This window comes from Micromonospora sp. L5, assembly GCF_000177655.2.
Taxonomy (GTDB): Bacteria; Actinomycetota; Actinomycetes; order Mycobacteriales; family Micromonosporaceae; genus Micromonospora; species Micromonospora aurantiaca.
In genome coordinates, this window is sequence record NC_014815.1 from 4,729,013 (window position 1) to 4,754,130 (window position 25,118).

21 protein-coding genes and 1 pseudogene are annotated in these 25,118 nt (G+C 73.6%); 7 read left to right on the top strand and 15 right to left on the bottom strand.

The annotated features are described in order from the left end of the window. From ML5_RS22140 to ML5_RS22150, 3 genes are all read right to left on the bottom strand, one after another. A complete protein-coding gene (locus ML5_RS22140; protein WP_013476238.1) occupies positions 1-483 on the bottom strand; it encodes a hypothetical protein in 483 nt (160 codons plus the stop codon). A 70-nt stretch (positions 484-553) separates the two neighbouring features. Further along, positions 554-790: a hypothetical protein gene (locus ML5_RS22145; protein WP_013287122.1), complete on the bottom strand. Its 237-nt coding sequence runs from the start codon at positions 788-790 to the stop codon at positions 554-556. A gap of 65 nt (positions 791-855) precedes the next feature. After that, positions 856-3,774 carry an AfsR/SARP family transcriptional regulator gene (locus ML5_RS22150; RefSeq protein WP_013476239.1) on the bottom strand — a complete coding sequence of 973 codons (2,919 nt, stop codon included), beginning with the start codon at positions 3,772-3,774 and terminating at the stop codon, positions 856-858. A gap of 411 nt (positions 3,775-4,185) precedes the next feature. On the opposite strand from ML5_RS22150, the gene ML5_RS22155 reads away from it, so the two are divergent. Then, entirely contained in the window at positions 4,186-5,727 is a 1,542-nt protein-coding gene (locus ML5_RS22155; RefSeq protein ID WP_013476240.1) for a CopD family protein, read from the top strand. Between the two features lie 50 nt (positions 5,728-5,777). On the opposite strand, the gene ML5_RS22160 is transcribed toward ML5_RS22155, so the two are convergent. From ML5_RS22160 to ML5_RS22205, 10 genes are all read right to left on the bottom strand, one after another. Beyond that, a complete protein-coding gene (locus ML5_RS22160; RefSeq protein ID WP_013476241.1) occupies positions 5,778-6,698 on the bottom strand; it encodes a M56 family metallopeptidase in 921 nt (306 codons plus the stop codon). Continuing rightward, positions 6,695-7,057 (bottom strand): BlaI/MecI/CopY family transcriptional regulator, encoded by a 363-nt coding sequence (locus tag ML5_RS22165; protein WP_013476242.1) that lies wholly within the window; start codon positions 7,055-7,057, stop codon positions 6,695-6,697. The genes ML5_RS22160 and ML5_RS22165 overlap by 4 nt, the downstream gene beginning before the upstream one ends. 108 nt (positions 7,058-7,165) lie before the next feature. After that, positions 7,166-7,822 (bottom strand): DUF305 domain-containing protein, encoded by a 657-nt coding sequence (locus ML5_RS22170; RefSeq protein ID WP_013476243.1) that lies wholly within the window; start codon positions 7,820-7,822, stop codon positions 7,166-7,168. 76 nt (positions 7,823-7,898) lie between these two features. Further along, the gene (locus ML5_RS22175) at positions 7,899-8,300 is read right to left on the bottom strand and encodes a DUF6153 family protein (RefSeq protein WP_013287116.1); all 402 of its coding nucleotides are present in this window, start codon (positions 8,298-8,300) and stop codon (positions 7,899-7,901) included. A 160-nt stretch (positions 8,301-8,460) separates the two neighbouring features. Beyond that, entirely contained in the window at positions 8,461-9,603 is a 1,143-nt protein-coding gene (locus tag ML5_RS22180) for a nitrate/nitrite transporter (RefSeq protein WP_174361801.1), read from the bottom strand. Between the two features lie 127 nt (positions 9,604-9,730). Beyond that, a complete protein-coding gene (locus tag ML5_RS22185; RefSeq protein WP_013476244.1) occupies positions 9,731-11,029 on the bottom strand; it encodes a molybdopterin molybdotransferase MoeA in 1,299 nt (432 codons plus the stop codon). After that, positions 11,026-11,787, bottom strand: coding sequence for a respiratory nitrate reductase subunit gamma (gene narI, locus ML5_RS22190; RefSeq protein WP_013476245.1), 762 nt, complete (start codon positions 11,785-11,787; stop codon positions 11,026-11,028). The genes ML5_RS22185 and narI overlap by 4 nt, the downstream gene beginning before the upstream one ends. Then, positions 11,784-12,404 carry a nitrate reductase molybdenum cofactor assembly chaperone gene (gene narJ / locus ML5_RS22195; protein ID WP_013476246.1) on the bottom strand — a complete coding sequence of 207 codons (621 nt, stop codon included), beginning with the start codon at positions 12,402-12,404 and terminating at the stop codon, positions 11,784-11,786. The genes narI and narJ overlap by 4 nt, the downstream gene beginning before the upstream one ends. Continuing rightward, positions 12,401-14,098, bottom strand: a complete 1,698-nt coding sequence (gene narH / locus ML5_RS22200) for a nitrate reductase subunit beta (protein WP_013476247.1) — start codon at positions 14,096-14,098, stop codon at positions 12,401-12,403. Before narH ends, narJ begins: the two co-directional genes overlap by 4 nt. Continuing rightward, entirely contained in the window at positions 14,098-17,763 is a 3,666-nt protein-coding gene (locus ML5_RS22205) for a nitrate reductase subunit alpha (RefSeq protein WP_013476248.1), read from the bottom strand. Before ML5_RS22205 ends, narH begins: the two co-directional genes overlap by 1 nt. Before the next feature lie 234 nt (positions 17,764-17,997). Between ML5_RS22205 and ML5_RS32135 the strand changes: the two are divergent. Beyond that, positions 17,998-18,173 (top strand): annotated as a pseudogene (locus tag ML5_RS32135) (radical SAM/SPASM domain-containing protein); the annotation flags it as partial. Positions 18,174-18,222: 49 nt separating this feature from the next. Here the strand turns inward: ML5_RS32135 and ML5_RS22210 are convergent. Then, positions 18,223-18,663 carry a hemerythrin domain-containing protein gene (locus tag ML5_RS22210; RefSeq protein ID WP_013476249.1) on the bottom strand — a complete coding sequence of 147 codons (441 nt, stop codon included), beginning with the start codon at positions 18,661-18,663 and terminating at the stop codon, positions 18,223-18,225. 129 nt (positions 18,664-18,792) lie between these two features. Further along, positions 18,793-19,599, bottom strand: a complete 807-nt coding sequence (locus ML5_RS22215) for a DUF2249 domain-containing protein (protein ID WP_013476250.1) — start codon at positions 19,597-19,599, stop codon at positions 18,793-18,795. On the opposite strand from ML5_RS22215, the gene ML5_RS22220 reads away from it, so the two are divergent. The 5 genes from ML5_RS22220 to ML5_RS22240 are packed head-to-tail and all read left to right on the top strand — an operon-like array spanning position 19,598 to position 24,922. Then, positions 19,598-20,356 carry a helix-turn-helix domain-containing protein gene (locus ML5_RS22220; protein ID WP_262420890.1) on the top strand — a complete coding sequence of 253 codons (759 nt, stop codon included), beginning with the start codon at positions 19,598-19,600 and terminating at the stop codon, positions 20,354-20,356. The two genes, ML5_RS22215 and ML5_RS22220, sit on opposite strands and share 2 nt — an antisense overlap. Continuing rightward, positions 20,353-21,480, top strand: coding sequence for a hypothetical protein (locus ML5_RS22225; protein ID WP_013476251.1), 1,128 nt, complete (start codon positions 20,353-20,355; stop codon positions 21,478-21,480). The genes ML5_RS22220 and ML5_RS22225 overlap by 4 nt, the downstream gene beginning before the upstream one ends. Then, the gene (locus tag ML5_RS22230; RefSeq protein ID WP_013476252.1) at positions 21,480-22,802 is read left to right on the top strand and encodes a hypothetical protein; all 1,323 of its coding nucleotides are present in this window, start codon (positions 21,480-21,482) and stop codon (positions 22,800-22,802) included. Before ML5_RS22225 ends, ML5_RS22230 begins: the two co-directional genes overlap by 1 nt. Positions 22,803-22,856: 54 nt before the next feature. Beyond that, positions 22,857-24,158, top strand: coding sequence for a multicopper oxidase domain-containing protein (locus ML5_RS22235; RefSeq protein WP_236619268.1), 1,302 nt, complete (start codon positions 22,857-22,859; stop codon positions 24,156-24,158). A gap of 5 nt (positions 24,159-24,163) precedes the next feature. After that, positions 24,164-24,922, top strand: coding sequence for a YwiC-like family protein (locus ML5_RS22240; protein ID WP_013476254.1), 759 nt, complete (start codon positions 24,164-24,166; stop codon positions 24,920-24,922). The last annotated feature ends 196 nt before the right edge of the window (positions 24,923-25,118 follow it).

A 25,118-nucleotide genomic window follows, 5' to 3' on the forward strand; every position in this document is an offset into this window, starting at 1 on the left:
TCAGGCCAGGACCGGAAGCTGGTGGCTGGAGTTGACGACGACGCCGTCGACGACCGACAGCACGGCGGGGAAGCCCTTGACCCCGAACTCCTTCTCCGCCTGGTCCTCGTTGATGGTCGCCGTGTCGAAGTCGGCCAGGCGGGGCGCCATCTCCACCGTGTCCTCCGGCATGCCGATCATGAACACGAAGGTGTCGTGGCGGTAGCGCCGGGCGTCGACGGTGAGGGTGTCCAGGATGGTCTGGCACGGTGGACAGGTGGGGGTCAGCATGACCACCGTGCGCCGACCTGCGGTCAGGTCGACGTGCGGGAAGCCGGTGACCTCCAGGCCCGGGGCGGGCAGCACCTCGGGGGCGGCCCCGCCGTCGTGGGCGGCGGCGGTCTGCGTCTCCCGGAGCCGCCGGGCGAGGGCCAGGGTCAGGGTCAGGTTGAGCACGGCGACCGCGCCGATCACGGCGATGGCGGCGTAGGCGAAACCCGGCATGGGAACTCCTCAACGAGTCAGCGGGGAGTGGGGGCCGCGCCGACGGCGCGGCCCCCGAGGATGAGCCAGGTCAGCAGACGCCGACCTTCTTGGTGTAGCAGATCGGCGACGACGTCGTGACCGAGCACACGCCGGTGCAGGACAGGGTGCTCCGCCGGTAGTAGCGGAAGTACGAACCGCCCGAGCAGTAGCCGTTGGACACCGCGCAGCACGACTGGCCGTGCTCCGGCACGCAGGCGCCGGCCACCTCGCGGCCGAGCACCTTGCTGAGCATCGCGTCGCCGACGCGGTTGATGAGCTTGGTCATGGCAGACCTCCTTGGTGGGTGACTGCCATCACTGTGCTGGGTGCCGCTGCGCGTGCCCTGCGCTCCTACTGCGCGCCGGCTGCGCTCCGCCAACGCGTCAGCGATTCGCGCAGGTCGTCGACGTACGCGGAGTCGAAGTGCTCGAAGATGTGCAGCGCCTCCTCGCCCAGCGCGACGGCCCGGTCGTGCCTGCCGAGGGTGGCCTGCGCCCGCGCGAGCAGGTGCAGCGAGTTCGCCAGCGGGAACGGCTGCCCGACGCCGCGCAGCATCGCCACCGAGCTCTCCAGTTCCACCACCGCCCGGTCCGCGTCGCCCTCCTCGAGGTGCGCCTTGCCGAGCAGCCGCCGGGAGATCGCTTCGCCCCACTCGTGACGCAGCTCGTGGAACGCCAGCACCGTACGCCGCAGCAGCCGCCGTGCCGCCTCGCCGTCGCCGGCCGCGAGGTGCGTCGCGGCCAGCGCCTGCTCGGCCGTGGTCACGCTCATCCGGTCGCCGAGCCGGCGCGCGGCGGCCACCGCCTGCCGAAGCTGCTCCACGGCTGGCGGCCACTGCTCGGCGTGCCGGTGCAGCAGCCCGATGGTCTCCCGCGCGAGCGCCTCGCCCCACAGGTCGCCGTCGTCGACGAAGACCCGCAGGGCCGCAGCGCAGGCGTCCAAGGCGAACGGGGAGGTGAGCCGGTACTGCCCGTGCTGCATGCCGAGGGCCAGCAGCACGTGCCCGCCGACGCGGCCGACCGGCCAGTGCGCGGCGCACAGCCGCACCATCACCAGCAGCGCGGCGTCCGCCTCCCGCAACCTGCCGAGGTGGCGGCAGCACAGCGAGTAGCCCTGCAGGGCGACGAGGCGGTGCGCCACCCACCGCCCGCGGCCGGCCCGCTGCGCCGCGCGCAGCAGCGGCACGGCTTCGGCGTGCCGGTTCAGCGACCGGTACGCCGTGCCCAGGTGCAGCCGCAGCGACATCCGGGTCGCCGACGGCAGCTCGGCGTGGCGGTCGAGCACGGCGCGCAGACAGTCGACCAGCTCGGGCAGGTGTTGGCTGCGCATCGTCGCGAAGTTGCCCATCGTGCAGGCCAACCGCCCCGCCAGGTCGACGGCGCCCAGCCGCAGCAGGTCCTGCACCGCCGCGACCAGGTTCTCCCGCTCCGCCTCGAACCAGTCGACGGCCTCCCAGGCGTCGAGCGCCGGCCCCGCGTCGGCCACCGGCAGGGCCCCGCAGGGCAGCGACGCGTCGGCCCGCTCGGCGTACGCGTGCAGCCGTGCGTACCACGCGACGACCTCGTCGACGGGGACCTCGGTGCGTTCCCGGGCGACGAGCCTGACCAGGTCGTGCATGCGTACCCGGCCGCTGGCGTCGTCGGTCAGCAGGTGGGCCCGGCACAGCTGCTCCAGCAGCGGCTCGGTGGTCTCGTCCCACATGCCGAAGCTGCGCAGCGACGTGCGGCTGAGCACCGCGAGCAGCCGCGCGGCGGGCTGCGGCAACCGCTCGAACCCGACGGTGAAGCTGCTGCGCACGTCGAGCCCGTCGAGGGAGAGTTCGTCGAGGCGCCGTCGCTCGTCGCGCAGCCGCTCGCGTAACCGCGCCACGGTCATCGCCTCCCGCTCGGCCAGCCGCACGCCGGCGATTCGCAACGCCAGCGGCAGGCGACCGCACAGCTCCACGACGTCGGCGGCGGCCCCGGCCTCCCGGTCGATTCGCTCGCCGCCGGCGAGCCCGGCCAGCAGGTCCAGGCCGTCGTCGATCGGCAGCACGTCGACCGGGACGACCTCGGCGCCCGCCAGCCCCGGCAGCGCTCCCGTGCTCGTGACGACAGCGCTGCCGCCGGGCGGCAGCAGCGGACGCACCTGCGCCGCGTCCGCCGCGCTGTCCAACATCACCAGCAAGGTCTGGTCGGCGAGCACGGAGCGGTACAGCGCCGCGCGCTCCTCGGCCGCCGCCGGGATGGCCTCGCCGGCCACGCCGAGGGCGCGCAGGAACGCGCCGAGCACCGTGCCGGGCCGCGCCGGATCCGGGGTGTTGCCGCGCAGGTCCGCGTAGAGGCACCCCCCGGGGAAGCGGTGCCGGCTCTCGTGGGCCGCGCGCAGCGCCAGCGTGGTCTTGCCCGTTCCCGCCAGCCCGGTCACGACGATCACCTGGGCGACCCCGGCGACCGTCGGGGTGCGCCCCAGCAACGACAGCAGCAGCCCCAGCTCCTTGTCCCGCCCGACGAAGTCACCGGTGACTCCGGGAAGCTGGTTGGGACGCACCCACCCCCGCGGGGACGTCTCCTGCTCGCTGCCGAGGATCTCCCGGTGCAGTTGCCGCAGCTCCGGCCCCGGGTCGATGCCGTGCTCCTCCGCCAGCACCCGGACCCCGGCCCGGTACACGGCGAGCGCCTCCGCCTGTCGGCCGCTGCGGTGCAGGGCCACCATCAGCTGGCCACGCAGCCGCTCCCGCAGGGGTCGGTCGCGGACCAGCGTGGTCAGCTCCGGCACGAGTTCCCGGTGCAGACCGAGCGAGAGCAGTGCCTCGGCGCGCAGCTCTGTCGCGTGCTCGCGCAGCTCACGAAGCCGATCGCGCTCGTACTCGACGAGCCGCGACCCGACGTCGACGAACGCGTCGTCGCGCCAGCGCGCCAGCGCCCGGTCGAGCAGCTCCACGGCGCGGCGGGCATCGGCGGTGGCCGCGGCGGCCGCTACCTCGGCGGCGAACTCCGCCGAGTCGACGACCGCCACGGGGTTCAGCTGGTAGCCGGGCGAGCGGGTGAGGATCAGCTCCGGCTTCGCGCCGCGGCGGACCGAGGCGACGACCGCCTGGACCCGGTTGCGCGCCCCCGTGGGCGGATCGTACGGCCAGAGCCCGTCGATCAGGCGGTCGACGGAGACGATGCGTCCGTGGTGGGCCGCCAGGCTCGCGACGAGTGCCCGCTCCAGCGGGGCGAGCGACACGGCCACACCGTCGACGCTCACCTCGATCCGACCGAGGATGCCGATCCGATACCCACGCACGGCGCAAAACTAGCGCGGTCTGCGCCCTTCGTGACCGCACGTCCGGAACGTTCCCGGCGCGGAAAGCGCTGGTCACGACGATCCGGCCCGAAGATCGTGACCAGAGCCACTGTCTGCCCGGTCGCGGGGTGGCCGGTCCGACGCGGACACCGCGACGCCGGTGGCCTGCCCGAGCCCTGGTGACCTGCGCGTGTCCGACCTCGGCGGGGCCGCCGTCGATTTGCGCGGGACCAGTGAGCTACTACTCCTTGCTAGTAGTTGCCCTATGATGGCGACCGCGTCAGGTCGGAGCGATGGGCGCCGGGTCCATGTCTTCTCGACGGAGGGTTCAGCAGTGCCTTTCTCGCGGCATGCCCAGGTGGCCTGACGGTGTCCGCCACATCGACGAGGTCTTCCCGGCGCAGGTTGCCGATGCGTGGCGTGGCACGGTGGGTGCTGCTGGTATGGCTGGCGTGGTGTCCAGCCCTGTTCGTGGTGCTCGGGTTCGCCTCGCCGGCCGCCGCGCACTTCAAGCTGGTCAAGGCCGTGCCGGCCGACGGCGCGAGGGTGAGTGGCGCTGTCGGAGAGGTCCGGCTGACGTTCAGCGCGCCCGGCACGCCCACCGGGGCCGGTTTCCGGCTTTCCCGCGACGGCGAGGCCGTTGCGGTGACCAGTCACACCCCGGACGGGGGTCGTACGTGGCTGGTGCACCCGGCCGCCCCGTTGACCGGCGGGGAGTTCGCGCTGCGGTGGAGTGTCGCCGCCCCTGATGCTCACCCGCTGACCGGCGACGTGGCGTTCACTGTGGTTCCGTCGGCTGCGGCACCCGGGGCGACGGCCACGCCCCGGCCCACCGCCGGTCCGCCCGGGCATGCCGGTCACGGTGTGCCAGGACTGCCGTCGGCGTCGCCGTCGGCCCATGCCGGCGGGCACGCGGTGGGTCATACCGCTGACGCCGAACAGGGGGCGGTGCGGTTCGTCGGCGTGGCGGGCCGGTGGCTGTCCTACGGGGCGACCCTGCTCGGTGTCGGTGGTCTGGTCTTCGCGTTGACCACGCTGGTGGGAACGCGCCGCGACATCCAGGTGGTCCAGGTCTGGGTGCGGGCGGCCGGGCTGACGGTGGCAGCCGGCGCGGTGCTCGAACTCGCGGCGCTGGCGGCGGTGTTCAGTGCCGATGGTGGTCTCGCCTCGGCGGCCGGCACACAGGCGTTGACCGCGCTCAGTCGTACACCGGTGGCCGCCGGCCTGGGTCTGCGGCTCGCCGGCGCGGCCGGGTTGCTCGTGGCCGGGTCCTTGGAGGCGGCGTTGATCCGGGGCCGGCACGCGGTCGGCCGGCACGCCGCAGCGACCGTCGCCGGTATCCCGACCGACCCTCAACCCCTGGTCGTGCCCACCGTCGGCGAAGCGCACGACGACGACGCGCACCGGGTCCGGGCGCGCGCGGTCCGGCCCGTGCTTCTGGGTGTCACCGTGGCGCTGCTGGTGGGTTCGTTCCTGCTCGACGGGCACACCGTCACCGCGCGACCGCGGATGATCGTCGTGGCGGCGGACGTCGCGCACACTCTCGCCGCAGCCGTGTGGGTCGGTGGGGTCCTGCTCCTGGCCGCGCTGCTGCTGGGGCGTGCACGTCTCGGTGCGCCGACCGGGGCCGCCGAGATGGCGGTGCGGTTCTCCGTGCCGGCCACGGCGGCGGTGACGTTGACCGGAGTCGCCGGCGTCGCGTTGACCGTGGCGATCCTGGACCGGCCGGGTCACCTGGTGAGCACCAGTTGGGGGCGGGTGCTGCTGGTCAAGGTCGCGTTGGTGGCGGTCGTCGCCGTCATCGGGCTCTACAACAGCAGGCGGGTGGTACCCCGGTTGGACGATCCCGCGCCGGGCGGCACGCGTCGCCTGCGTCGCACGGTGCTGGTCGAGGCGGTGCTGATGGTCGCTGTCCTGCTGGTCACCGCGATCCTGGTCAACGCCGGCACGTAGGCAACGCCCACCGGATGCACGGCCGCGTGTCGCGGACGGGGTTGCGGGCGTTACAGGCAGAACAGGATGCCGGCGGCCACGCCGACGACCAGGGGTGCGGCCAGGGTGGCCGAGGCGAGCGCGGCGCGGGCGAGCACGTTGCGGCGGTCCGGCCGGTACCCCTGAAGGCGTTGGAGTCGGATGGCCACCTCGGCGCCGGCCATCGACAGCGCCGACGGTGGGTGCGGCGCGCCGGCGAAGGTCAGCAGCGCGTCGCGTACGGCGCTCGGGCCGCACTCGCGGACCGCGGCGGCATCGGCGCGCAGTTCGACGAGCAGGCGTACGGCCGAGGGCGCCTGCCGGGTCAGCGGCAGCCACGGTACGGCCGCCGCGAGCCCCTCCACTGCGCCGACGAGGAGGTGGTGGCGCTCGCGCAGGTGGGCGCGTTCGTGGCTGAGCACCGCGGCGAGCTGCTCTGCCGGCAGGTCACCGGCGGCGCTGGCCAGGACCGTGAGTCCGCGGGATCCGCCGATGCTGTACGCCATCGGGGTCGGGTGTGGAATCCACAGCACCGCCTCACCGGACGCAGGCGGCCCGCCGGCGAGCGTGAGCAGGTCGGCGTGGGCGCGACGGGCGCGGTGGGCGCGGTAGGCCCGCTGGGTGCAGGTCATGGTGAAGCGGGCGAGCACGGTCAGCAGGAGCAGGGCTCCTACCGCCCCGACGACCTCGTCGACGGCGGCCGGCCGGCTGGGTTGGGCCCAGTGCCAGCAGACGCGAGCGAGGTCGTGCAGTGCCCACTGCCGGGTGCTGCCCGGGGCGAGGAGCATCACGGTGGCCAGGAGAAAGGTGGCGATCATCGCGACGAGCAGGCCGAGCCAGCCGAGCAGCATCGCGACGGGATCGGCGACATGCCGGAAGCACCACCGCAGCGCGGCGGGACCCCACCAGGCCACGGCCGCGGCGCCGGTGACGAGGGCGAGCGCGAGGCTCACGCCTCGGACTTCCGCTCGTCGAGGACCCGCCGCAGGATGTGCAGCTCGTGGTCGGAGGCGGACCGGGCGAAGTGCATGAGCACCAGGTCGGGATGGCTGCTCGTCTCGATGACCCGACGCAGGGTGCGCGCGGTGATCTCCTCGCGGGTGCCGGCGGCGCGATAGCGGTAGGCCTTGCCGTCCTTCTCGCGAACGGCCCAGCCCTTACGGTGCAGGTTGTCCAGCACGGTGAGGACGGTCGTGTACGCCAGCGCCCGCTCGGTGGTCACCGCGTCGAGGACGTCGCGCACGAGCATCGGATCAGAGGCACGCCACAGCACGTCCATGACGGCCGATTCGAGTTTGCCCAGTTCCGCCACGTGCCCTCCTTCGTGTCGCTCAGGGTACGCGAGGCGACGCGGCGGAGTCACCGCGCGGCGGTGCGGCCGGTTCCGACGCCAAGACCGGAACCGGCCGCACCACGCCGGCTACAGGCGGTCGAGGATCTTCTGCAGGGTCTGCACCTCGGTGGCCTGATCCGCGGCGATCTTGGCGGCCAGCGCCTTGGCCTCGGGGTTGCTGCCGTCGGCCTGCTCGGTCCGGGCCATGTCGATGGCGCCCTTGTGGTGGGCGATCATCATCTCGGCGAACATCTTGTCGAACGCGGGGCCCTTCGCCGCGGCGAGGTCCGTCATCTGCTGCTCGGACATCATGCCGGGCATCCCCGCGTCCATCCCCGGCATGCCGTGCCCGGGCGTGGCGCTCGTGCCGGGCATGCTGTGGTCGCTGGGCAGGTCCGTGGGCTTGCCCCAGGCCGTGAGCCACCCCTTCATGGTGGCGATCTCCGGGTCCTGCGCCGCCTTGATCTTTGCGGCCAGGTCCTTCAGTTCGCTGTCGCTCGCGCGCGTCGGGGCCAGGTCGGCCATGGCGACGGCCTGCTGGTGGTGCGGGATCATCATCTGGGCGAACATCACGTCCGCGTCGTTGGCGTTGGCGCTGGCCGAGGACGAGGCGCTCGGCGTGGCACTGCCGGCGTCGTGCGTCATGCCGCCGGCGTCGTCCGCGCCACCGCAGGCGGCGACGGTGAGCAGGGCGGACAGGGCGACGCCCGCGAGGGCGGCGCGACGCAGGATGGTTGGCGTCATCTGGTACGTGGTCCTTGTCGTGAGGTGGGTCGGAACAGGGCCGTCGGTCCGGGCGAGGCGCCGGACCGGGGTCTGCTCACGTGCGCAGGACCGTGACGGCTCGCAGTCGCAGCCCGATGGGCCGGCGGGGTGGACCTCGATCCGGGCTGATCACCCGCCGGCGGTGGCCGGTCGGCGTGCGTGCGCCGCGATGGCGGGACCGCAGCAGGGACAGGACGCCGAGGATCAGGGCGCCGCCCAGCACCGCCAGGCACACGGTGAACGCGTGCTCCCCGCCCCGGTGTCCGGGCGAGCCGTCGGGTCCGTGTTCGGCGGCGGGCGCGGCGGCGCTCCGGTGGGCGGTGCTCGCGTGGGCGGCTCCGGGTTCGCCCGGGTGGCCGAGGGTGTGCATGCCGAACACGCCGAGCGTCACGGCGACGAGAAGCGCCAGCCGCAGCGGCGCGCGCGCCGGTGGACGCCCCACCCTCACCTGTCGCATCCCACCCCCAGAGGTCGGCCGCCCCGACATCCTCTTCTACTACAACCGCATAGTAGAAGGATTATCACGGCGGCTCGGCACGGGGCTGGCGTTTACCCGGATTCAGCTTTGTCGTGCCTGGCCCGACCGGTGTGGCGCCGGTCAGGCCGTACCGGGACCGTCAACCGGCGCGGCGGGCCAGGCCTCCCATCTTCACCGCGGTGAACACCGCGGCGGCCAGCGCCACGTCGGAGAGCAGCATCAGCCCGATGGCGTAGGAGCCCTGCGACCCGTACACCCAGCCCATGATCAGCGGCGGCACGAACCCGCCGAGCCCGCCGGCGGCTCCGACCAGCCCGGTGACCGCGCCCACCTGGTCGGCGGGGGCGACCTTGCCGACCAAGGCGAACACCGCGCCGCTGGCCGCGCCGAGCAGCACCGCCATGCCGAGCAGCGCGACCGTGGCCACCGGCATCAGGGCCGGCTGGAAGGCCTGCACGACGGCGAACCCGGCCACCCCGGAGAAGCACCACACCAGCACCGGCACGGGGTGTAGCCGGTCGGAGAGCCAGCCGCCCACCGGGCGGGCCAGCACGGCGAGCACGACGAACCCGGCGGTCCGCAGCGCACCGTCCGCGGCACTGAGCCCGTAGGCGGTGCGCAGGTACGCCGGCAGGTACACGCTGAAGGCCACGAATCCGCCGAACCCGACCGCGTACAGGAAGCACAGCTGCCAGGTGACGGTCAGCCGGGCGACGCCGGCGAGCCGCTGCCAGGCCGACCCGGTGGGCCGGGCCGGGCCCGGCGCGTCGCGCAGCAGCAGGAACGACAGCACCGCGTACGCCGCCAGGATCGCCGCTACCAGCAGGAACGGGGCCCGCTCCCCGTAGGCGTCGGCCAGCCGGACGGTGGTGAAGTTGGCGATCGCGGTGCCACCCATGCCGACACCGAACACGCCGATGGCGAAGCCGCGCCGGGCCGGCGGATACCAGCCGGACACCAGCGGGACGCCGACGGCGAAGGCGGTGCCGCCGATGCCGAGGAAGAAGCCGGTCACGATCAGCGCCGGGTAGGAGGAGACCGTGGTGAGGGTCAGCACCGGCACGATGGTGGCGACGGTGACCAGCGGGAAGACTACCCGGGCCCCGTACCGGTCGGTGAGCGCGCCGACCGGGATGCGGCCCAGCGAGCCCACGATCACCGGCACCGCGACGAGCAGGGACTGCGCGGCGAAGCCGAGCCCCAGCCGTTCCTTGATGCCGGGGCCCAGCGGACCGAGCAGGGCCCATGCCCAGAAGTTCACCAGGAAGCCGAGGGTGGCCATGGCTAGCTGGAGGGCGGCGCCGGAGGTGGCCTCGGGACGCCCGACCGGGGCGGTGGACCCGGCTTGCCGGTCACGGATGCTGGTCATCGTTCAACTCCGTCGGGATCGTCGTGCTGCTGTCGCGGCGTCAAAGGGGAATGCGGCGGTCCGCTTCACCGGTACGAGCCTCGCTCGAGCCAACCCACCCCGGCAGGGCCGGAAGACCCGGCCCAGGAGGACGTCCCACCTGCCACGGCAGGGTGAGCAGACCGACCGGGGTACCGGGGCGCCAACCGGGCGGCACCACGGCCAGCGCGTCGGCGTCCGCCGCCGCGCCCAGGTATCCCGGGTGCGCCCCGTCGACCAGCCGCAGGCCCCGCGCGCCGCGCCGGACCGGCACGATCCGGGTGTTCCGCTCGTCGAGGCGCAACGGATCGGTGGTGAGGACGGCGGTGTCCAGATCGGCCGGCGGCCGTCCGGCCAGCCCGGTGAGCAGCGGGTCGATCAGGGTGAGCGCGGCGACCAGCGCCGCGTACGGGTTGCCCGGCAGGCCGACGATCCAGCGGGCCCCGGCCTGGGCCAGGACCTGTGGGTGCCCGGGCCGGCACCGCACCCCGTCCACGTGCGCCACGGCCCCGAGGTGCCGCAGCGACGCGTGCAGCCCGTCCGCCGGGCCGACGGAGGACGCCCCGCAGACGACCGTCACGTCGGCGTCTCGCGTGCTGTCCGCGATCGCCCCGGCGAACCAGTCGGGCTGGTCGCCGACCATCCGTGGACCGAGGAGGTCCGCTCCCCAGGCGGACAGCAGCGGGGCCAGCATCGGGCCGATCGCGTCCCGGACCCTGCCCCACGGGGGACGGCCGGCGTGGACCACCTCGTCGCCGCTGATCAACAGGCGGGCCCGGGGTCGGGCCCGGACGGTGAGGTGGTCGAGGCCGACGCTCGCGGCCAGCCCCAGCACCGCCGGCGTGACCGGCGAACCCGCGGGCACCAGTTCCTGACCGCGGGCGGCGTACTCGCCCGCGCACCGGATGTGCCGACGGTCGCCCGGCACCGCCCGCAGGACGTCACCGATCCGGTCGGCGATCTCGTAGGGCACGACCCGGTCCGCCCGGCCCGGGACGGGAGCGCCGGTGGCCACCTCTACGGCGGTCCCCTCGACCAGGGGCGCGACGGCGTGGGTGCGACCGGCCAGGATCTGGCCGACCACCCGCCACGGGCCCGGACCGCGCACCGCGTATCCGTCCATCGCGGAGTTGTCGAACCCGGGCAGCGGGACCGCCGCGACCAGTGGCGCCGCGAGGGTCCGGCCGGCGGCGCAGGCCAGCGGTACCGACTCCGCGGGCAGGGGAGCGGGGAGCCGGTGGGCCAGCGCCCGCGCCGCGGCCCACTCCGTCGCGGGTCGGGACGAATGGTGACTGCCGGTGTGGTGCGGTGCGGTGGTCACCGGCGTGAGCGGGTCCGACCGCCGCGCGGGGTGGGCAGCCGGGGCGGCCCTTCCCATCCGGGGCGGGTCGGCCGCAGTCCGGGCCGGTCGTCCCGGCTGCGGTAGACGACGTAGGGGCGGGTGGCGTAGCCGACCGGAGCGCTGAACGCATGGACGAGGCGGGTGAACGGCCAGAACGCGAAGAGCGCGAAGGCGGCCAGGATGTGGATCTGGAAGCCCATTGGGACGCCGGCCATGATCTCGGGGTCCGGGCGGAGGTAGAACAGCGACCGGAACCACGGGGAGATGGTCTCCCGGTAGTCGTAGCCGGGGCCGGCGACGTTGGCCCGCACCGTGGCCCAGAGGCCTAGCACGATCACCCCCGCCAGCACCACGTACATCGCCTTGTCGTTGCGGGTGGTGGCGGCGAAGACCGGCCCGGTCAACCGGCGGCGGGCGATCAGGATGCCCAGCCCGATCAGGGTGCAGAAGCCGGCCACCGTGCCGATGAACACGGCCATGAGGTGGTAGGTGTGCTCGGTGACGCCGACCGCCTCGGTCCAGGACTTCGGGACCACCAGGCCACCGATGTGTCCGATCAGGACCATCAGCACTCCGAAGTGGAACAGCGGGCTGCCCCACCGCAGGATGCTGCTCTCGTAGAGCTGGGAGGATCGGGTCGTCCAGCCGAACTTGTCGTAGCGGTGGCGCCAGATCAGGCCGCCGACGAGGATCGCGATCGACAGGTACGGGTACACCACCCACAGCAGGATGTTCATCGGCGTCCTCCAGTCGTGTCGACCAGTCCGAATGGTTCGAGTCCGACCTGCTCCACCGGCGGCCCGGTGCGGGCCAGCCGGGCGGCGGCGGCGATGTCCCCGGGCTGGGCGGGCGGCAGCATCTCCCGGACGGCGGCGACGGCCTGCCGGTACACCGACTTCTCCCGCCCCAGCGCCTCGACCAGCAGGTCGAGGCCGACGCGGTTCTCCCGCAGCAGCCGCCACCCGTCGTCGTCGGCGGCGGCCAGGTCGAGGACAGCGGGCAGGAAGTCGGGCAGCTCGCCGTCGACGACGGTCAGTCCGGCCGCCTTGTATGCGGCGGCGAAGTCGACCAGCGCCTCACCCCGGCGACGGGTGTCGCCGCAGGTGTAGTACGTCAGGTGCAGGCAGCAGCGGCGCCGGAAGTCGAACACCTCCACGTAGGCGGTCCGCAGCTCGACCGGCGCGGCGGCTTCCCGGTGGGCGACCACCTCGCGCAGCGGCCGGGCGACCTCGGCCGGCAGGCCGTCGAGCGCGGCCCGCACGGTGGGCAGCGCTGTGAGAACCTCCTCTTCGGGATAGCGCAGCAGCAGGGACGCCGCGCGGGCGGCCACCGCCCGCCAGGTCGGCCGGCTCACGGGTTACCTCCGTCGACGGGTGCGGATTCGCGGCTGCGGGGCGGGAAGAGGCCCTTCGGGCTGCCCTTGCCGTCCCAGTTGAGCAGGTTGACCCGGCGGGGTTCGTCGCCCGGGTCGGTGAAGCCCTCCGCGGTCTGCCGGTCGCGCAGCATGTGGAAGGTCTCCACCTGGACCGGCACCGGCGTGCCGGAGGACTCCCCGAAGGGCCCCTGGCCGTACGGGCCGCCGCCGCCCATCCCGGGGCCGCCCTCGTAATCGAGGCTGCACTCGGTGGCGATCTTCTCCAGCCGGTGCGCGTCCTCGGCGTGCGCGGCGGGGATGACGTACCGCTGCTCGTACTTGGCGATGGCGAGCAGCCGGTACATCTCGTCCATCTCCGCGCCGGTCATGCCGACCGCGGCGGCGATGGACTCGTCGCGCTCCTCGCCCAGGTTGATCCGGCGCTGGTAGGAGCGCATCGCGGCGAGCCGGTTCAGCACCCCGCGCACCGGCTCCGGGTCGCCGGCGGTGAAGAGCTCGGCGAGGTACTCCACCGGGATGCGCAGCGCGTCGATGGCCCCGAAGAGGTTGCCGGCCTCCTCCGCGTCGTGGCCGGTCTCGCGCAGCGCGTCGGCCACCGGCGACAGCGGCGGGATGTACCAGACCATCGGCATGGTCCGGTACTCCGGGTGCAGCGGCAGCGCCACCTCGTAGCGCATGATCAGGTCCCAGATCGGCGAGCGCTGCGCGGCGTCGATCCAGTCGTCCGGGATGCCGGCCTCGCGGGCGGCGGCGACCACGGCCGGGTCGTGCGGGTCGAGGAAGACCGACCGCTGCGCGTCGTACAGGTCGTGTTCGTCGGCGATGGCGGCGGCCTCGGCGACGCGGTCGGCGTCGTAGAGCATCAGCCCGAGGTAGCGCAGCCGCCCCACGCAGGTCTCGGAGCAGATGGTGGGCTGGCCGATCTCGATGCGCGGAAAGCAGAAGGTGCACTTCTCGGCCTTGCCGGTGCGGTGGTTGAAGTAGACCTTCTTGTAGGGGCAGCCGGTCACGCACATCCGCCAGCCCCGGCAGCGGTCCTGGTCGACCAGCACGATGCCGTCCTCGGCCCGCTTGTAGATCGCCCCCGACGGGCAGGAGGCCGCGCAGGACGGGTTGAGGCAGTGCTCGCAGATGCGCGGCAGGAAGAACATGAAGGTCTTCTCGAACTCCTGCTTCACCTGGCCGGAGACCTTCGCCAGCACCGGGTCACCGGCGGCGATCTCGTTGCCGCCGGCGAGCGAGTCGTCCCAGTTGGCGCTCCAGGTGATCTTCGTATCCTGGCCGGTGAGCAGCGACTTCGGCCGGGCCACCGGGGTGTCCTCGCCGGCCGGCGCGTTGATCAGGTGCTCGTAGTCGTACGTCCACGGCTCGTAGTAGTCCTGCATGGACGGCAGCTTCGGGTTGGCGAAGATGCTGAACATCTTCTTCACCCGGCCACCGGAGCGTGGCTTGAGCTTGCCGGAGCGGGTCCGCACCCAGCCGCCCTGCCAGCGCTCCTGGTTCTCGTAGGTGCGCGGGTAGCCCTGCCCGGGGCGGGTCTCCACGTTGTTGAACCAGACGTACTCGACGCCGGAGCGGTTGGTCCACGCCTGCTTGCAGGTGACCGAGCAGGTGTGGCAGCCGATGCACTTGTCGAGGTTCATCACCATCGCCATCTGTGCCATGACCCGCATCAGTACTGCACCTCCTGGGAGCGGCGGCGGATCACGGTGACCTCGTCGCGTTGGTTGCCGGTCGGGCCGAGGTAGTTGAACGCGAAGGACAGCTGCGCGTACCCGCCGATGAGGTGGGTGGGCTTGACCAGCAGCCGGGTCAGCGAGTTGTGGATGCCGCCGCGCCGGCCGTTGGTCTCCGACTTGGGCACGTCGATCACCCGTTCCTGGGCGTGGTACATGTAGACCGTGCCCTCGGGCATCTTGTGCGTCACCACGGCCCGGCAGACCACCACGCCGTTGCGGTTGACCGCCTCGATCCACTCGTTGTCCCGGACGCCGATCTTCGCCGCGTCGGCCTCGCTCATCCACATCGTCGGGCCGCCCCGGGACAGCGTGAGCATGATCAGGTTGTCCTGGTACTCGGAGTGGATGGACCACTTCGAGTGCGGGGTGAGGTAGCGGACGGTGATCTCCAGCTCCCCGTTGTGGCCGAGTCTCGGTTCGCCGAAGAGCTTGTGCATGTCCAACGGCGGCCGGAAGATCGGCAGCGCCTCGCCGGCCTCGTGCATCCAGTCGTGGTCGAGGAAGAAGTGCTGCCGGCCGGTGAGCGTGTGCCAGGGCTTGAGCCGCTCGGTGTTGATGGTGAACGGGGAGTAGCGGCGGCCGCCGTGCTCGCTGCCCGACCACTCCGGGCTGGTGATCACCGGCACCGGGCGGGACTGGGTGTCGGCGAAGGTGATCTGCTTGCCCTCGTGCTCGGCAGCCAGGTCCGCCAGGCGTACCCCGGTGCGCTTCTCCACGTCCCGGAAGCCCGCGGTGGCGACCCGCCCGTTGGTGGTGCCCGACAGCGCCAGGATCGCCTCGCAGGCGTGCGTGTCCTTCGCCAGCGACGGCCGCCCGTCCGCGGCGCCGCCGCGCACCTCACCGTTCTTGTGGCGCAGATACTCGACCTCCGGCCGCACGTCGACCGAGAAGCCCTTGCCGGTGGTGCCGAGGGTGTCCATCAGCGGCCCGAGCGCGGCCATCTTGTCGGCGATCGCGCCGTAGTCCCTCTCGACCACCACCAGTTTCGGCATGGTCCGGCCCGGCACCGGGGTCTCCCCGGTCGCCGCCCAGTCGCGGACCCGGCCGTGCGGGGTCGCCATCGCGTCCGGGGTGTCGTGCAGCAGCGGCGCCGCGACCAGGTCCTTGCGTACGCCCAGCCGCGGCCCGGCGAGCGTGGAGAACGCCTTCGCGATGCCGTGGAAGGCGTCGAAGTCGGTCCGGGTCTGCCACGGCGGGTTGATCGCCGGGGTGAAGGCGTGCACGAACGGGTGCATGTCGGTACTGCTCAGGTCGTGCTTCTCGTACCAGGTGGCGGCGGGCAGCACGATGTCGGAGAAGAGCGTCGTGGAGGTCATCCGGAAGTCCAGGCTCAGCAGCAGGTCGAGCTTGCCCTCCGGGGCCTCCTCCCGCCAGGTCACGTCCTTGGGCCGCAACTCCTCCGGCGCCTCCTCGGCGCGCAGGTTCGCGTCGGTGCCGAGCAGGTGCCGCAGGAAGTACTCGTTGCCCTTGGCCGACGAGCCGAGCAGGTTGGCCCGCCAGACGGTCAGCACCCGTGGCCAGTTCTCCGGCGCGTCCGGGTCGGTGCAGGCGAACGTCACGTCGCCCGCGCCGAGCCGCTCGGCCACCCAGCCCGCCGGGTCGTCCGGCCGGGCGGCGAGAGCCTCGTCGGCCAGGTCGAGCGGGCTGCGGTCGAAGGTGGGCATCGACGGCATCCAGCCCGAGCGGGCCGACTGAGCCAGCAGGTCCATGGTGTGCTTGCCGGCGAACGCGCCGGTGCCGGTGGGGGAGGAGACCACGTCGGCGGAGTAGGTGTCGTAGCGCCACTGGTCGGTGTGCACGTACCAGAAGGCGGTGCCGATCATCTGCCGGGGCGGGCGGACCCAGTCCAGGCCGAACGCGAGCTGCGCCCAGCCGGTCGCCGGGCGGCACTTCTCCTGCCCCACGTAGTGCGCCCAGCCGCCGCCGTTGACCCCCTGGCAGCCGGTGAGGGTGACCAGCGCCAGGATCGCCCGGTAGGTGGCGTCGGAGTGGAACCAGTGGTTCGTGCCGGCGCCGAGCAGGATCATCGACCGTCCGCCGGAGCGGTCCGCGTTGTCGGCGAACTCCCGCGCCACCCGGGCCACCTGCGCCGCCGGCACCCCGGTGACCGGCTCCTGCCACGCCGGCGTGTACGGCGCCTCGACGTCGTCGTACCCGGTCGGCCACTGGCCCGGCAGACCGTCGCGGCCCACCCCGTACTGGGCCAGCACCAGGTCGAAGACGCTGGTCACCAACTGGCCCCGCACCGTGCGGGTCGGCACGCCCCGGCGCAGCGCCTGCGGGGTGTCGGTGTCGAACCGAGGCAGCTCCACCTCCACCGCGTCGCCCGCCCCGAGGCAGGTCAGCGCCGGCTCCAGGTCGCCCAGGTCCAGGTTCCACTGGCCCTGCTGCTCGCCCCAACGGTGGCCGAGGCTGCCCCGCGGCACGGCGGGAGCGTCGGTGGCCGAGTCCCAGAGCACCGTCCGGAAGGCCGCCTCCTTGTCCGTCTCGCCCAGGTCGTCGGCGGTGAGGAACTTGCCCGGCCGGTACGCCCCGTCGGCACCCGGCTCCAGGGTGACCAGGAACGGCAGGTCGGTGAACCTGCGGACGTAGTCGACGAAGCGCGGGGTGCGCCGGTCGACGAAGAACTCCTTGAGGATGACGTGCCCCATCGCCATCGCCAGGGCGCCGTCGGTGCCCGGCTGGGCGGGCATCCACTCGTCGGCGAACTTGACGTTGTCGGCGAAGTCGGGGCTGACCACCACGACCTTCTGCCCCCGGTAGCGCGCCTCGGCCATCCAGTGTGCGTCCGGCGTGCGGGTCACCGGGACGTTGGAGCCCCACATGACGAAGTAGGAGGCGTCCCACCAGTCCCCGGACTCGGGCACGTCGGTCTGGTCGCCGAAGACCTGCGGGGAGGCCACCGGCAGGTCGGCGTACCAGTCGTAGAACGACAGCATCGAGCCGCCGAGCAGGGACAGGAACCGGGCGCCGACGGCGTGCGACACCATCGACATGGCCGGGATGGGGGAGAAGCCGGCGACCCGGTCCGGGCCGTACTCGGCGATCGCGTGCACGTGCGCGGCGGCGACCATCTCCTGCGCCTCGTCCCAGGTGATCCGCACCAGGCCGCCCTTGCCGCGGGCCTTCTGGTAGCGGCGGCGTCGTTCCGGGTCGGCCTGGATGTCCGCCCACGCGGCCACCGGATCACCGAGGCGCCCCCTGGCCTCCCGGTACATCTCCACCAGCACGCCCCGCGCGTACGGGTAGCGCACCCGGGTGGGGGAGTAGGTGTACCAGGAGAAGGCGGCACCCCGGGGGCAGCCCCGAGGCTCGTACTCCGGCCGGTCCGGCCCGACGCTCGGGTAGTCGGTCTGCTGCTGCTCCCAGGTGATGATGCCGTCCTTGACGTACACCTTCCAGGAGCACGAGCCGGTGCAGTTCACCCCGTGCGTGGAGCGCACCACCTTGTCGTAGGACCAGCGGTCCCGGTAGAAGGCGTCCGCCTCCCGGCCGCCGATCTGGTGCAATGTCCGGCCGTCGGCGGAGACCTCGGCCCGGCGTACCAGGCCGCCCACGGCCAGCAGCGCCCGCCCCGCACTATCGGTGGCTCGCGACATACGCCTCATTCCTTCGATAGATGGCCGTACTGCCCCACGTTCTCGACAGATGCGCCGAAGTGCAACCCCGAGCGAGGGCGTCCTGGCCATGGTGCCGACGTACAACCTCGGGAAACCGGGCCGAAGGTCCCGAGATCATCGGCTTTGTACCTGCGGGTCCGTGGCGGGACTTCGGGCCCGGTCGGGCGGTCACCGGCGGGGCACGGAGCGGGGCCCGGCCGTCTCGGTGTCACCCTGCCGGAGATCGCCGGGCAGGTTCGGGACCGGGGGCCCCTGTGGAGCGTGCTCTTCCTGGTGCCGGCCGGGTGGGGCGCCGCGCTGGGCGGCCGCGACGCGGGCAGACCGAGGACGTGCTCGACGCCCTCTACGACCTCGGCGAGACCGTGCCGGTCGAGACCACCGAGGCGCACCGCCGGTAGCCGCGGGGCGGCGTCGGCAGCGGCCGACATCCGGGCCGCCTCACCTGGCTGCCGCCTCCGCCGGGGTGCTCCGGTCCCAGGCCGGGATCGGCAGCGCGATCACCGCGGCCGGGAAGAGACCGTGCTCCTCGTTGTCGATGTGCCGGTGGAGCCGGTCCAGGGCGGCCAGCACTGCGGGCCAGTCCGGGTCGGCCCGGTCGACGCCGCCGAGCACGCCGTGGATGTCGTCGTGCTCCGCGCAGAGCTTCGCCACCGCCCCGGCCAGGCTGCCCTCGGCCCGCAGCTCCACGAAGAGGCCGTCCTCCTCAGTGGAGGTGTGCGGCATCAGCAGCGCCAGCAGCGCGTCCAGCGCCACCAGGGCGTCCGGGCCGGCGGCCCGCACCGCGCCGCGCAGCCGGCCGGCCGCGTTCGCGATCGCCTCGTGCTCGGCCGAGAGCCGGCCGATCAGCGGGAACTCCCGACAGCCGCAGTAGTTGCACACTTCGTCTCCTGACCACGAGGGTGGGCGACTCCATCGTGCGCACCGGCAACCTCCGTCAGCAGGGCCGGACGGCCCGGTACGCCGGGACGGCGGGCCCTGATCCCCACCGCCCTGGCACCGACAGACTGCTCAGACCGTCACCGGCCGGCGGGAGAGCCGGATCTGCCACACGTCCGGCCCGTCCTGCAGCCACTCGCTGGTCATGCCGTCGCCGTAGCGGGCTGCGACCTCGGCCAGCAGCGGGCGGGGTGCGTGCGGGGCGACCAGCACCAGCGCTCCACCGGCCGGCAGCGCCTCCAGCGCCGCCAGCACCCGCGCGTGGCGCTGGTCGTGCGGGAGCTGCCGGACGTCCAGCCGGGGATCGATGGTGAGGGTCGGGGCCGGCGCGTCGGCCGGTGCCCGGTCACCACCGCAGCCGCAGCCACCCCCGCCGCAACCGCCGCCATTCGAGCTTTCCGAGGAGCCGAGCAGATCGTGCATCCCCTCCAGCAACTTCGCCAGCGAGACGTCGGCCGCGTCCACCAGCAGCGGGACGACCAGGTCGTTCTCCTTGGCCAGGTGGACGGCGAAGAGCGCGGCGAGGGCGCGCGCGGTGCCGGCGAGGCGTACCGGCCGGTTGCCGGTCTCCAGCTCGGCGACCAGGCCGGTGATCGCCTGGTGCTCGTCGAGCATGCCCCGGACCAGCAGCGCACCCTCGGCCCGCTCACCGGCGGCGGCGTAGAGGGAGTCCTCCTCGGCGTGCGCGTGCGGCAGCAGTTCGTCGCGGAGCCATCGGAGCAGTTCGTCGCGGTGCCGGAGCGCGCCGGTGGCGTCACCCTGGTCGGCCGCGGTCAGCAGGTTTCCGACGTGCCGGTCGAGGTCGGCGGCGAGCTGGGCGTGGTGCCGGACGACGGCCTGCGCGGCCTCGCGGTCGGCCGGGGAGCGTGAGGCGGACATGGAACCCTCCAGGGTTTTGCGGTTGAACGACGTTGTAACGTTATCTAACGTGGAAACCCCGAGAACAGGGCCGGTCGGCGAGACCATCGACCCGCAGCGCCACCGGGCTCTCGGCACCGCCAGCCGGGCCTCGATCCTGGAGCTCGTGCGCGCCGCCGGCGCCGGCATGACGATCGCCGAGGTGGGGGAGCGAACGGGCCTGCACCTGTCCACCGCCCGCGCCCACCTCGACCGCCTGGTCGACGCAGGACTGCTGGTCAAGGCGCGGGCCAGTGGGGGCCAGCCCGGACGGCCGGCGTGGCGCTACCGGGTGGCCGTCGCGGAGGCCCCGGCCCCCGCGCCGTACCGGGCACTCGCCGCCGCCCTGCTCGACCACCTGTCGCGGCGGGGCCACGGAGACGTCCGGGCGGAGGCCACCCGCGCCGGCCAGGACTGGGGACGCCACCTCGCCGCCGCCACCCCGCCCGGCAGGGAGCCGGTCGATACGCTGCTCGACGTCCTGCGCGGGCTGGGCTTCAGTCCCCGCCGACACCGGACGGCCGACGGGGCGACCGAGATCCACCTGCACACCTGTCCCTTCCTGGAGCTGGTCAACCGCAACCCCGACGCGATCTGCGCCCTGCACGTCGGCGTGGTCCGCGGCACGCTCGAACACGCCGGTGCCTCACCGGCCGGCGCCGTGCTCGAACCCTTCGGCGCACCCGACGCCTGCGTGGTGCGGCTGGCCCTGCCGAATATCACCGAAGAGCCGGCATGAACCCACGGCCGGTCGCCGTACAGTGGCGGCTCCCCGTCCTCGCCGCGGGCGGCTTCGCCCTGGTGAGCGGTCTCTACGCCGCCCTGCTGCTGCTCGGCCTGCCGGTGCCCGCGCCTCACGTCCCACTGGAGCAGGTGCACGGCCCGCTGATGGTGCTGGGCTTCGTCGGCACCCTGGTGGCGCTGGAACGCGCGGTGGCCCTCGGCACCCGGTGGGCCCTGCTCGCGCCCGCCTGCTCCGGCGCCGGAGCGGTGCTGCTGGTGCTGACCGGGCCGAGCCTGCCCGGCCGGCTGCTGCTCATGCTCGCCTCGGTGCTGCTGCTGCTGATCTACCAGCGGCTGTGGTGGCGGCAGCCCGGCCCGGCGCTGCTGGCCCAGGTCACCGGCGCGCTGAGCTGGTACGCCGCCACCCTCCTCTGGCTCGCCGGCCTCAGCGTGCCGGAGATCGTGCCCTGGCTGGCTACCTTCGTGGTGGCCACCATCGCCGGGGAGCGTCTGGAACTCGCTCACCTCACGCTGCCCCGGCACGGCGTCGGCTGGTTCCTCGCCGCCCTCGGCATGCTGACCGCCGGCGCCACCGCCACCGCGCTCTGGCCGGCCGTCGGGGCGTACCTCTTCGGGGTCGGCCTGCTCGCGACGGTGGCCTGGCTGGTGGTCTGCGACGTCGCCCGCCGCACGGTGCGCGCCGTCGGCCTGCCCCGCTACGTCGCGGTCGGCCTGCTCACCGGGTACGCCTGGCTGGCGCTGGCCGGCCTGCTGTGGGCCGGCGCCGGGCCGGTCACCGGCGGCCCCCGCTACGACGCCACCCTGCACCTGGTCTTCCTGGGCTTCACCATGTCGATGATCTTCGCGCACGCTCCGGTGATCCTGCCGGCGGTGCTTCGCCGCCCACTGCCCTACGGGCCGTGGCTGTACGCCCCGCTCGCCCTGCTGCACACCACCCTGACGATCCGGGTCCTGGTCGGCGACGTGCTCGGCGTGCCGGCCGGGTGGCGCTGGGGCGGCGTCGGCAACGTCCTGGCGGTGCTCGTTTTCGTCGGCGCAGTGGTGGCCGCGTTGGTCCGCGCCGCCCGGCGGCGGACCCGGACGTCGGTCGTCCCGCCGGTCGTGCCGGCGGTGCGGTGATGGCCGGCACCCGCGGCGACTCCGCCCCGACCGCGCCCTCGGGCCCGGGGGCCGGGCCGACCGTCTCGGCAGTCGCGTCGGCCGGTGCCGCCGCCCCGGCCCCCGGCCCGGTGACCGCTCCGGCCGTGGCGGCGGGCCTTGGGCGGGCCGGCTGGCACCGCCGGGTCGCTGCGCTGCCGTTGGCCTACCTGGCCGGGCTGGTCGTGCTCGCCTTCGTCCATCCGTTCCTCCCGGCGTGGCGCTGGACGGCCATCCACCTGCTGCTGCTCGGTGCGGTCAGCAACGCCGTCGTGGTGTGGAGCGCCCACTTCGCCGCCGCCGTGCTGCGTGCCCCCGCCCCGGACCGCCGCCGCGCCGAGGCGGCCCGGCTGGCCGCGCTCAACGTGGGCGTGCTGGCGGTCCTGACCGGCGGCACGGCCGACCGCCCCTGGCTGGGCGTGGCGGGCGCTACGCTGGTCTTCGTCGCGGTGACCGCCCACCTCGTCGCGCTCACCCGCCGGCTGCGCCGCGCCCTGCCGGCCCGGTTCTCCGTCACGGTCCGCTACTACCTGGCGGCGACCGTGGCCCTGCTCGCCGGCGTGCCGGTCGGCGCCGGGATGCTGGTGATCGACGACCCGCTGCGCCCCCGGCTGCTGCTGTTCCACGCGCACGTGAACCTGCTCGGCTGGGTGACGCTGACCGTCCTCGGGACGCTGCTGACACTCTGGCCCACCGTGCTGCGTACCCGGATGGCCGACGGTGCGGTCCGCGCCGCCACCGTCGCGCTGCCGGTGGCGACGACCGGACTGCTCCTGCTGGGCGTCGGCCTGCTCGCCTGGTGGCGGGTCGTCGCCGCGGCCGGGCTGAGCCTGTTCGCCCTCGGCGCGCTGATCGCCCTGCGCCCCGCGCTGGCCGTCGCGCGCACCCGCCCCCCGTACGCGTTCGCGTCCTGGTCGCTCGCCGCGGCCGGCGGCTGGCTGATGGTCGCTCTCGCCGTGGACGCCGCGACGCTGCTGCCCGCTGCGGACCCGGCCGGCGCGGCCGACCGCTTCGGTGCGGTGCTGCTCCCGCTGCTGGTCGGCTTCGTCGCCCAGGTCCTCGTCGGAGCCCTGACCCACCTGCTGCCCGTGGTGCTCGGCGGCGGACCCGCGCCGGTGCGCCGCCGCACCGTCCTGCTGGAGCGGCACGGCCCGCAGCGCGTCGCGATGACCAACGCCGCCCTGCTGGTCCTCGTCCTGCCCACCCCGCCGTTCGTCCGCATCACCACCTCACTGCTGGTCCTCGCCGCGCTGGTGCAGTTCCTCGTGCCGGCCGTGCGGGTCCTGCTCACCGCCCGGAGGTAACCCGTGTCCGCGCGCACCGACGCCCCCGTGCCCCGCCCGCTCGGCGGAGCAGCCGTGGGTCTCGCCCTCGTCCTCGTCGCCGTCCTCGTCGGGGTCGCCGCCCAACGCGTCTCCGGTGACGCACCCGTCCCCGCCGCCGCCACCGCCGTCACCCCGACCGGGCACACCACCACGGTCACAGTGGTCGCCGACGGCATGCGTTTCCACCCCGACCGGATCGACGTGCCCCGGGGTGATCGACTGGTCATCGAGCTGACCAACCGGGACAACCGCCGCCACGACCTCGTCCTGGCCTCCGGGGCGAGGACACCGCTGCTGACGCGGGGCGGCGACGCCCGGCTGGACGCCGGCGTGATCGGGGCGACGGTGGAGGGCTGGTGCTCCCTGCCCGCCCACCGGCAGGCCGGCATGACACTGCGGATCGTCCCGACGGGGGCCACGGTGACCGCTCCGACAGGGACGGCCGTGGCGACGGAGGGGACGAGGCCGCGCCTCGATGCCATGGCCGACCCTGGCGCGGCCTTCGTCGCCCGGGACGCCACCGCGCCGCCCGCGCCGCCCGGCCGGCTGCACCGGCGTGAGCTGCACGTCCGGGAAGTCGTCCGGGAGGTCGCGCCCGGGGTACGGCAGCGGCTGTGGACCTTCGACGGAACCGTGCCCGGCCCGGTGTTGCGCGGCCGGGTCGGCGACACCTTCGAGATCACCCTGGTCAACGACGGCACCCTGGACCACGGCATCGACTTCCACGCCGGTGCCGTCGCCCCGGACGAGGTGATGCGCCCGATCGACCCCGGGCAGCGGCTGACCTACCGGTTCACCGCGACCCGCGCCGGCATCTGGATGTACCACTGCTCGACCATGCCGATGCTGCACCACATCGGCAACGGGATGTACGGTGCGGTCATCGTCGACCCGCCCGACCTGCCCCGCGTCGATCGCGAGTACGTGCTCGTCCAGTCCGAGTTCTACCTCGGCCCGGACGGCGAGCCCGGCGACCTGGCCGCGATGCAGGCGGAGCGCCCCGACGCCGTCGTCTTCAACGGCTACCCCGCCCAGTACGCGCACCGTCCGCTGCCCGCCCGGGCCGGTGAACGGGTCCGGGTCTGGTTGCTCGACGCCGGCCCCAACCGAGACAGCTCGTTCCACATCGTCGGCGCCCAGTTCGACACCGTCTACCGGGAGGGGCACTGGGAGAACCGGCCGACCGACCCCGGTGGAGCACAGGTGCTGTCCCTCACCCCGGCCGGCGGCGGCTTCGTGGAGACGGTCTTCCCCGCAGCCGGGCACTACCCGTTCGTCAGCCACGCCATGGTCGACGCCGAGCGCGGCGCCCGTGGCCTGTTCGAGGTCCGGTGACCACCATGAACACCGCTGTCGTAGCCGACCGCCCGGTAACGCGCCGCCGCCGCGTGCGGCAGTTCGTCCCACCCCAGCACGGCGCGTGGGCGATGCTCCTGCTGCCGTACACCGTGGGGGTGGCCTTGGCCGGCCCGCGCTGGCCGCACCTGCCGCTGCTCGGCGCCTGGCTGACCGGCTACCTGCTGTCGTATTACGCCTTCCAGGCGATCAAGAGCCGTCGGCCGAGCCGCTTCACCCCCCAGCTGCTGGTGTACGGCCTGTTGGCGGCGCCGCTCGCGGCGACTGTGGCGCTCGCCCGGCCCGCTGTCCTCTGGTACGCCCCGGGCTACGCCGCGCTGCTGGCGGTCAACGCCGGATACGCCTGGCGTCGCCGGGAACGGGCCCTGCTCAACGACTTGGCCTCGGTGGCGCAGAGCTGCCTGCTGGTCTTCGTCGCGGCGACCATCGCCGGTGTGTCCGTCACCCGGGTCACCCCGGCCTTCGCAGTGCTCCTGCTCTACTTGTTCGGCACCGTCCTCTATGTCAAGACGATGATCCGCCAACGCGGTGACAGCCGCTTCCTCCGTCTCTCCGTCGGATACCACGTGCTCGCCCTGGCCGCCGTGGTCTGGCTGCTGGATGTGCTGCTCGGTCCGGTCTTCCTGCTGCTCCTGCTCCGGGCCGCGCTGCTGCCGGCACGCCGGCTCCGCCCTGTGCAGGTCGGGATGATCGAGATCGGTTGCTGCCTGGTCGTTCTGGCCGGGGTGCTGGCGACGCTCTGATCCGTGCGCAACGTCCCCCACTCGGAGGCGGTTGGTCCCTTGTCTCTGTCTGCTACCAAGAGGCCGTTGCCTGCCGGCCGTGGGCATAGTGCGGCCGGAGCGCCTGGGTGAAGGGCTAGGGGTGCGTGGATGAGAGCGGTTGTGTACGACCGGTACGGGTCGCCGGATGTGCTACGGATCGAGGACGTCTCCAAGC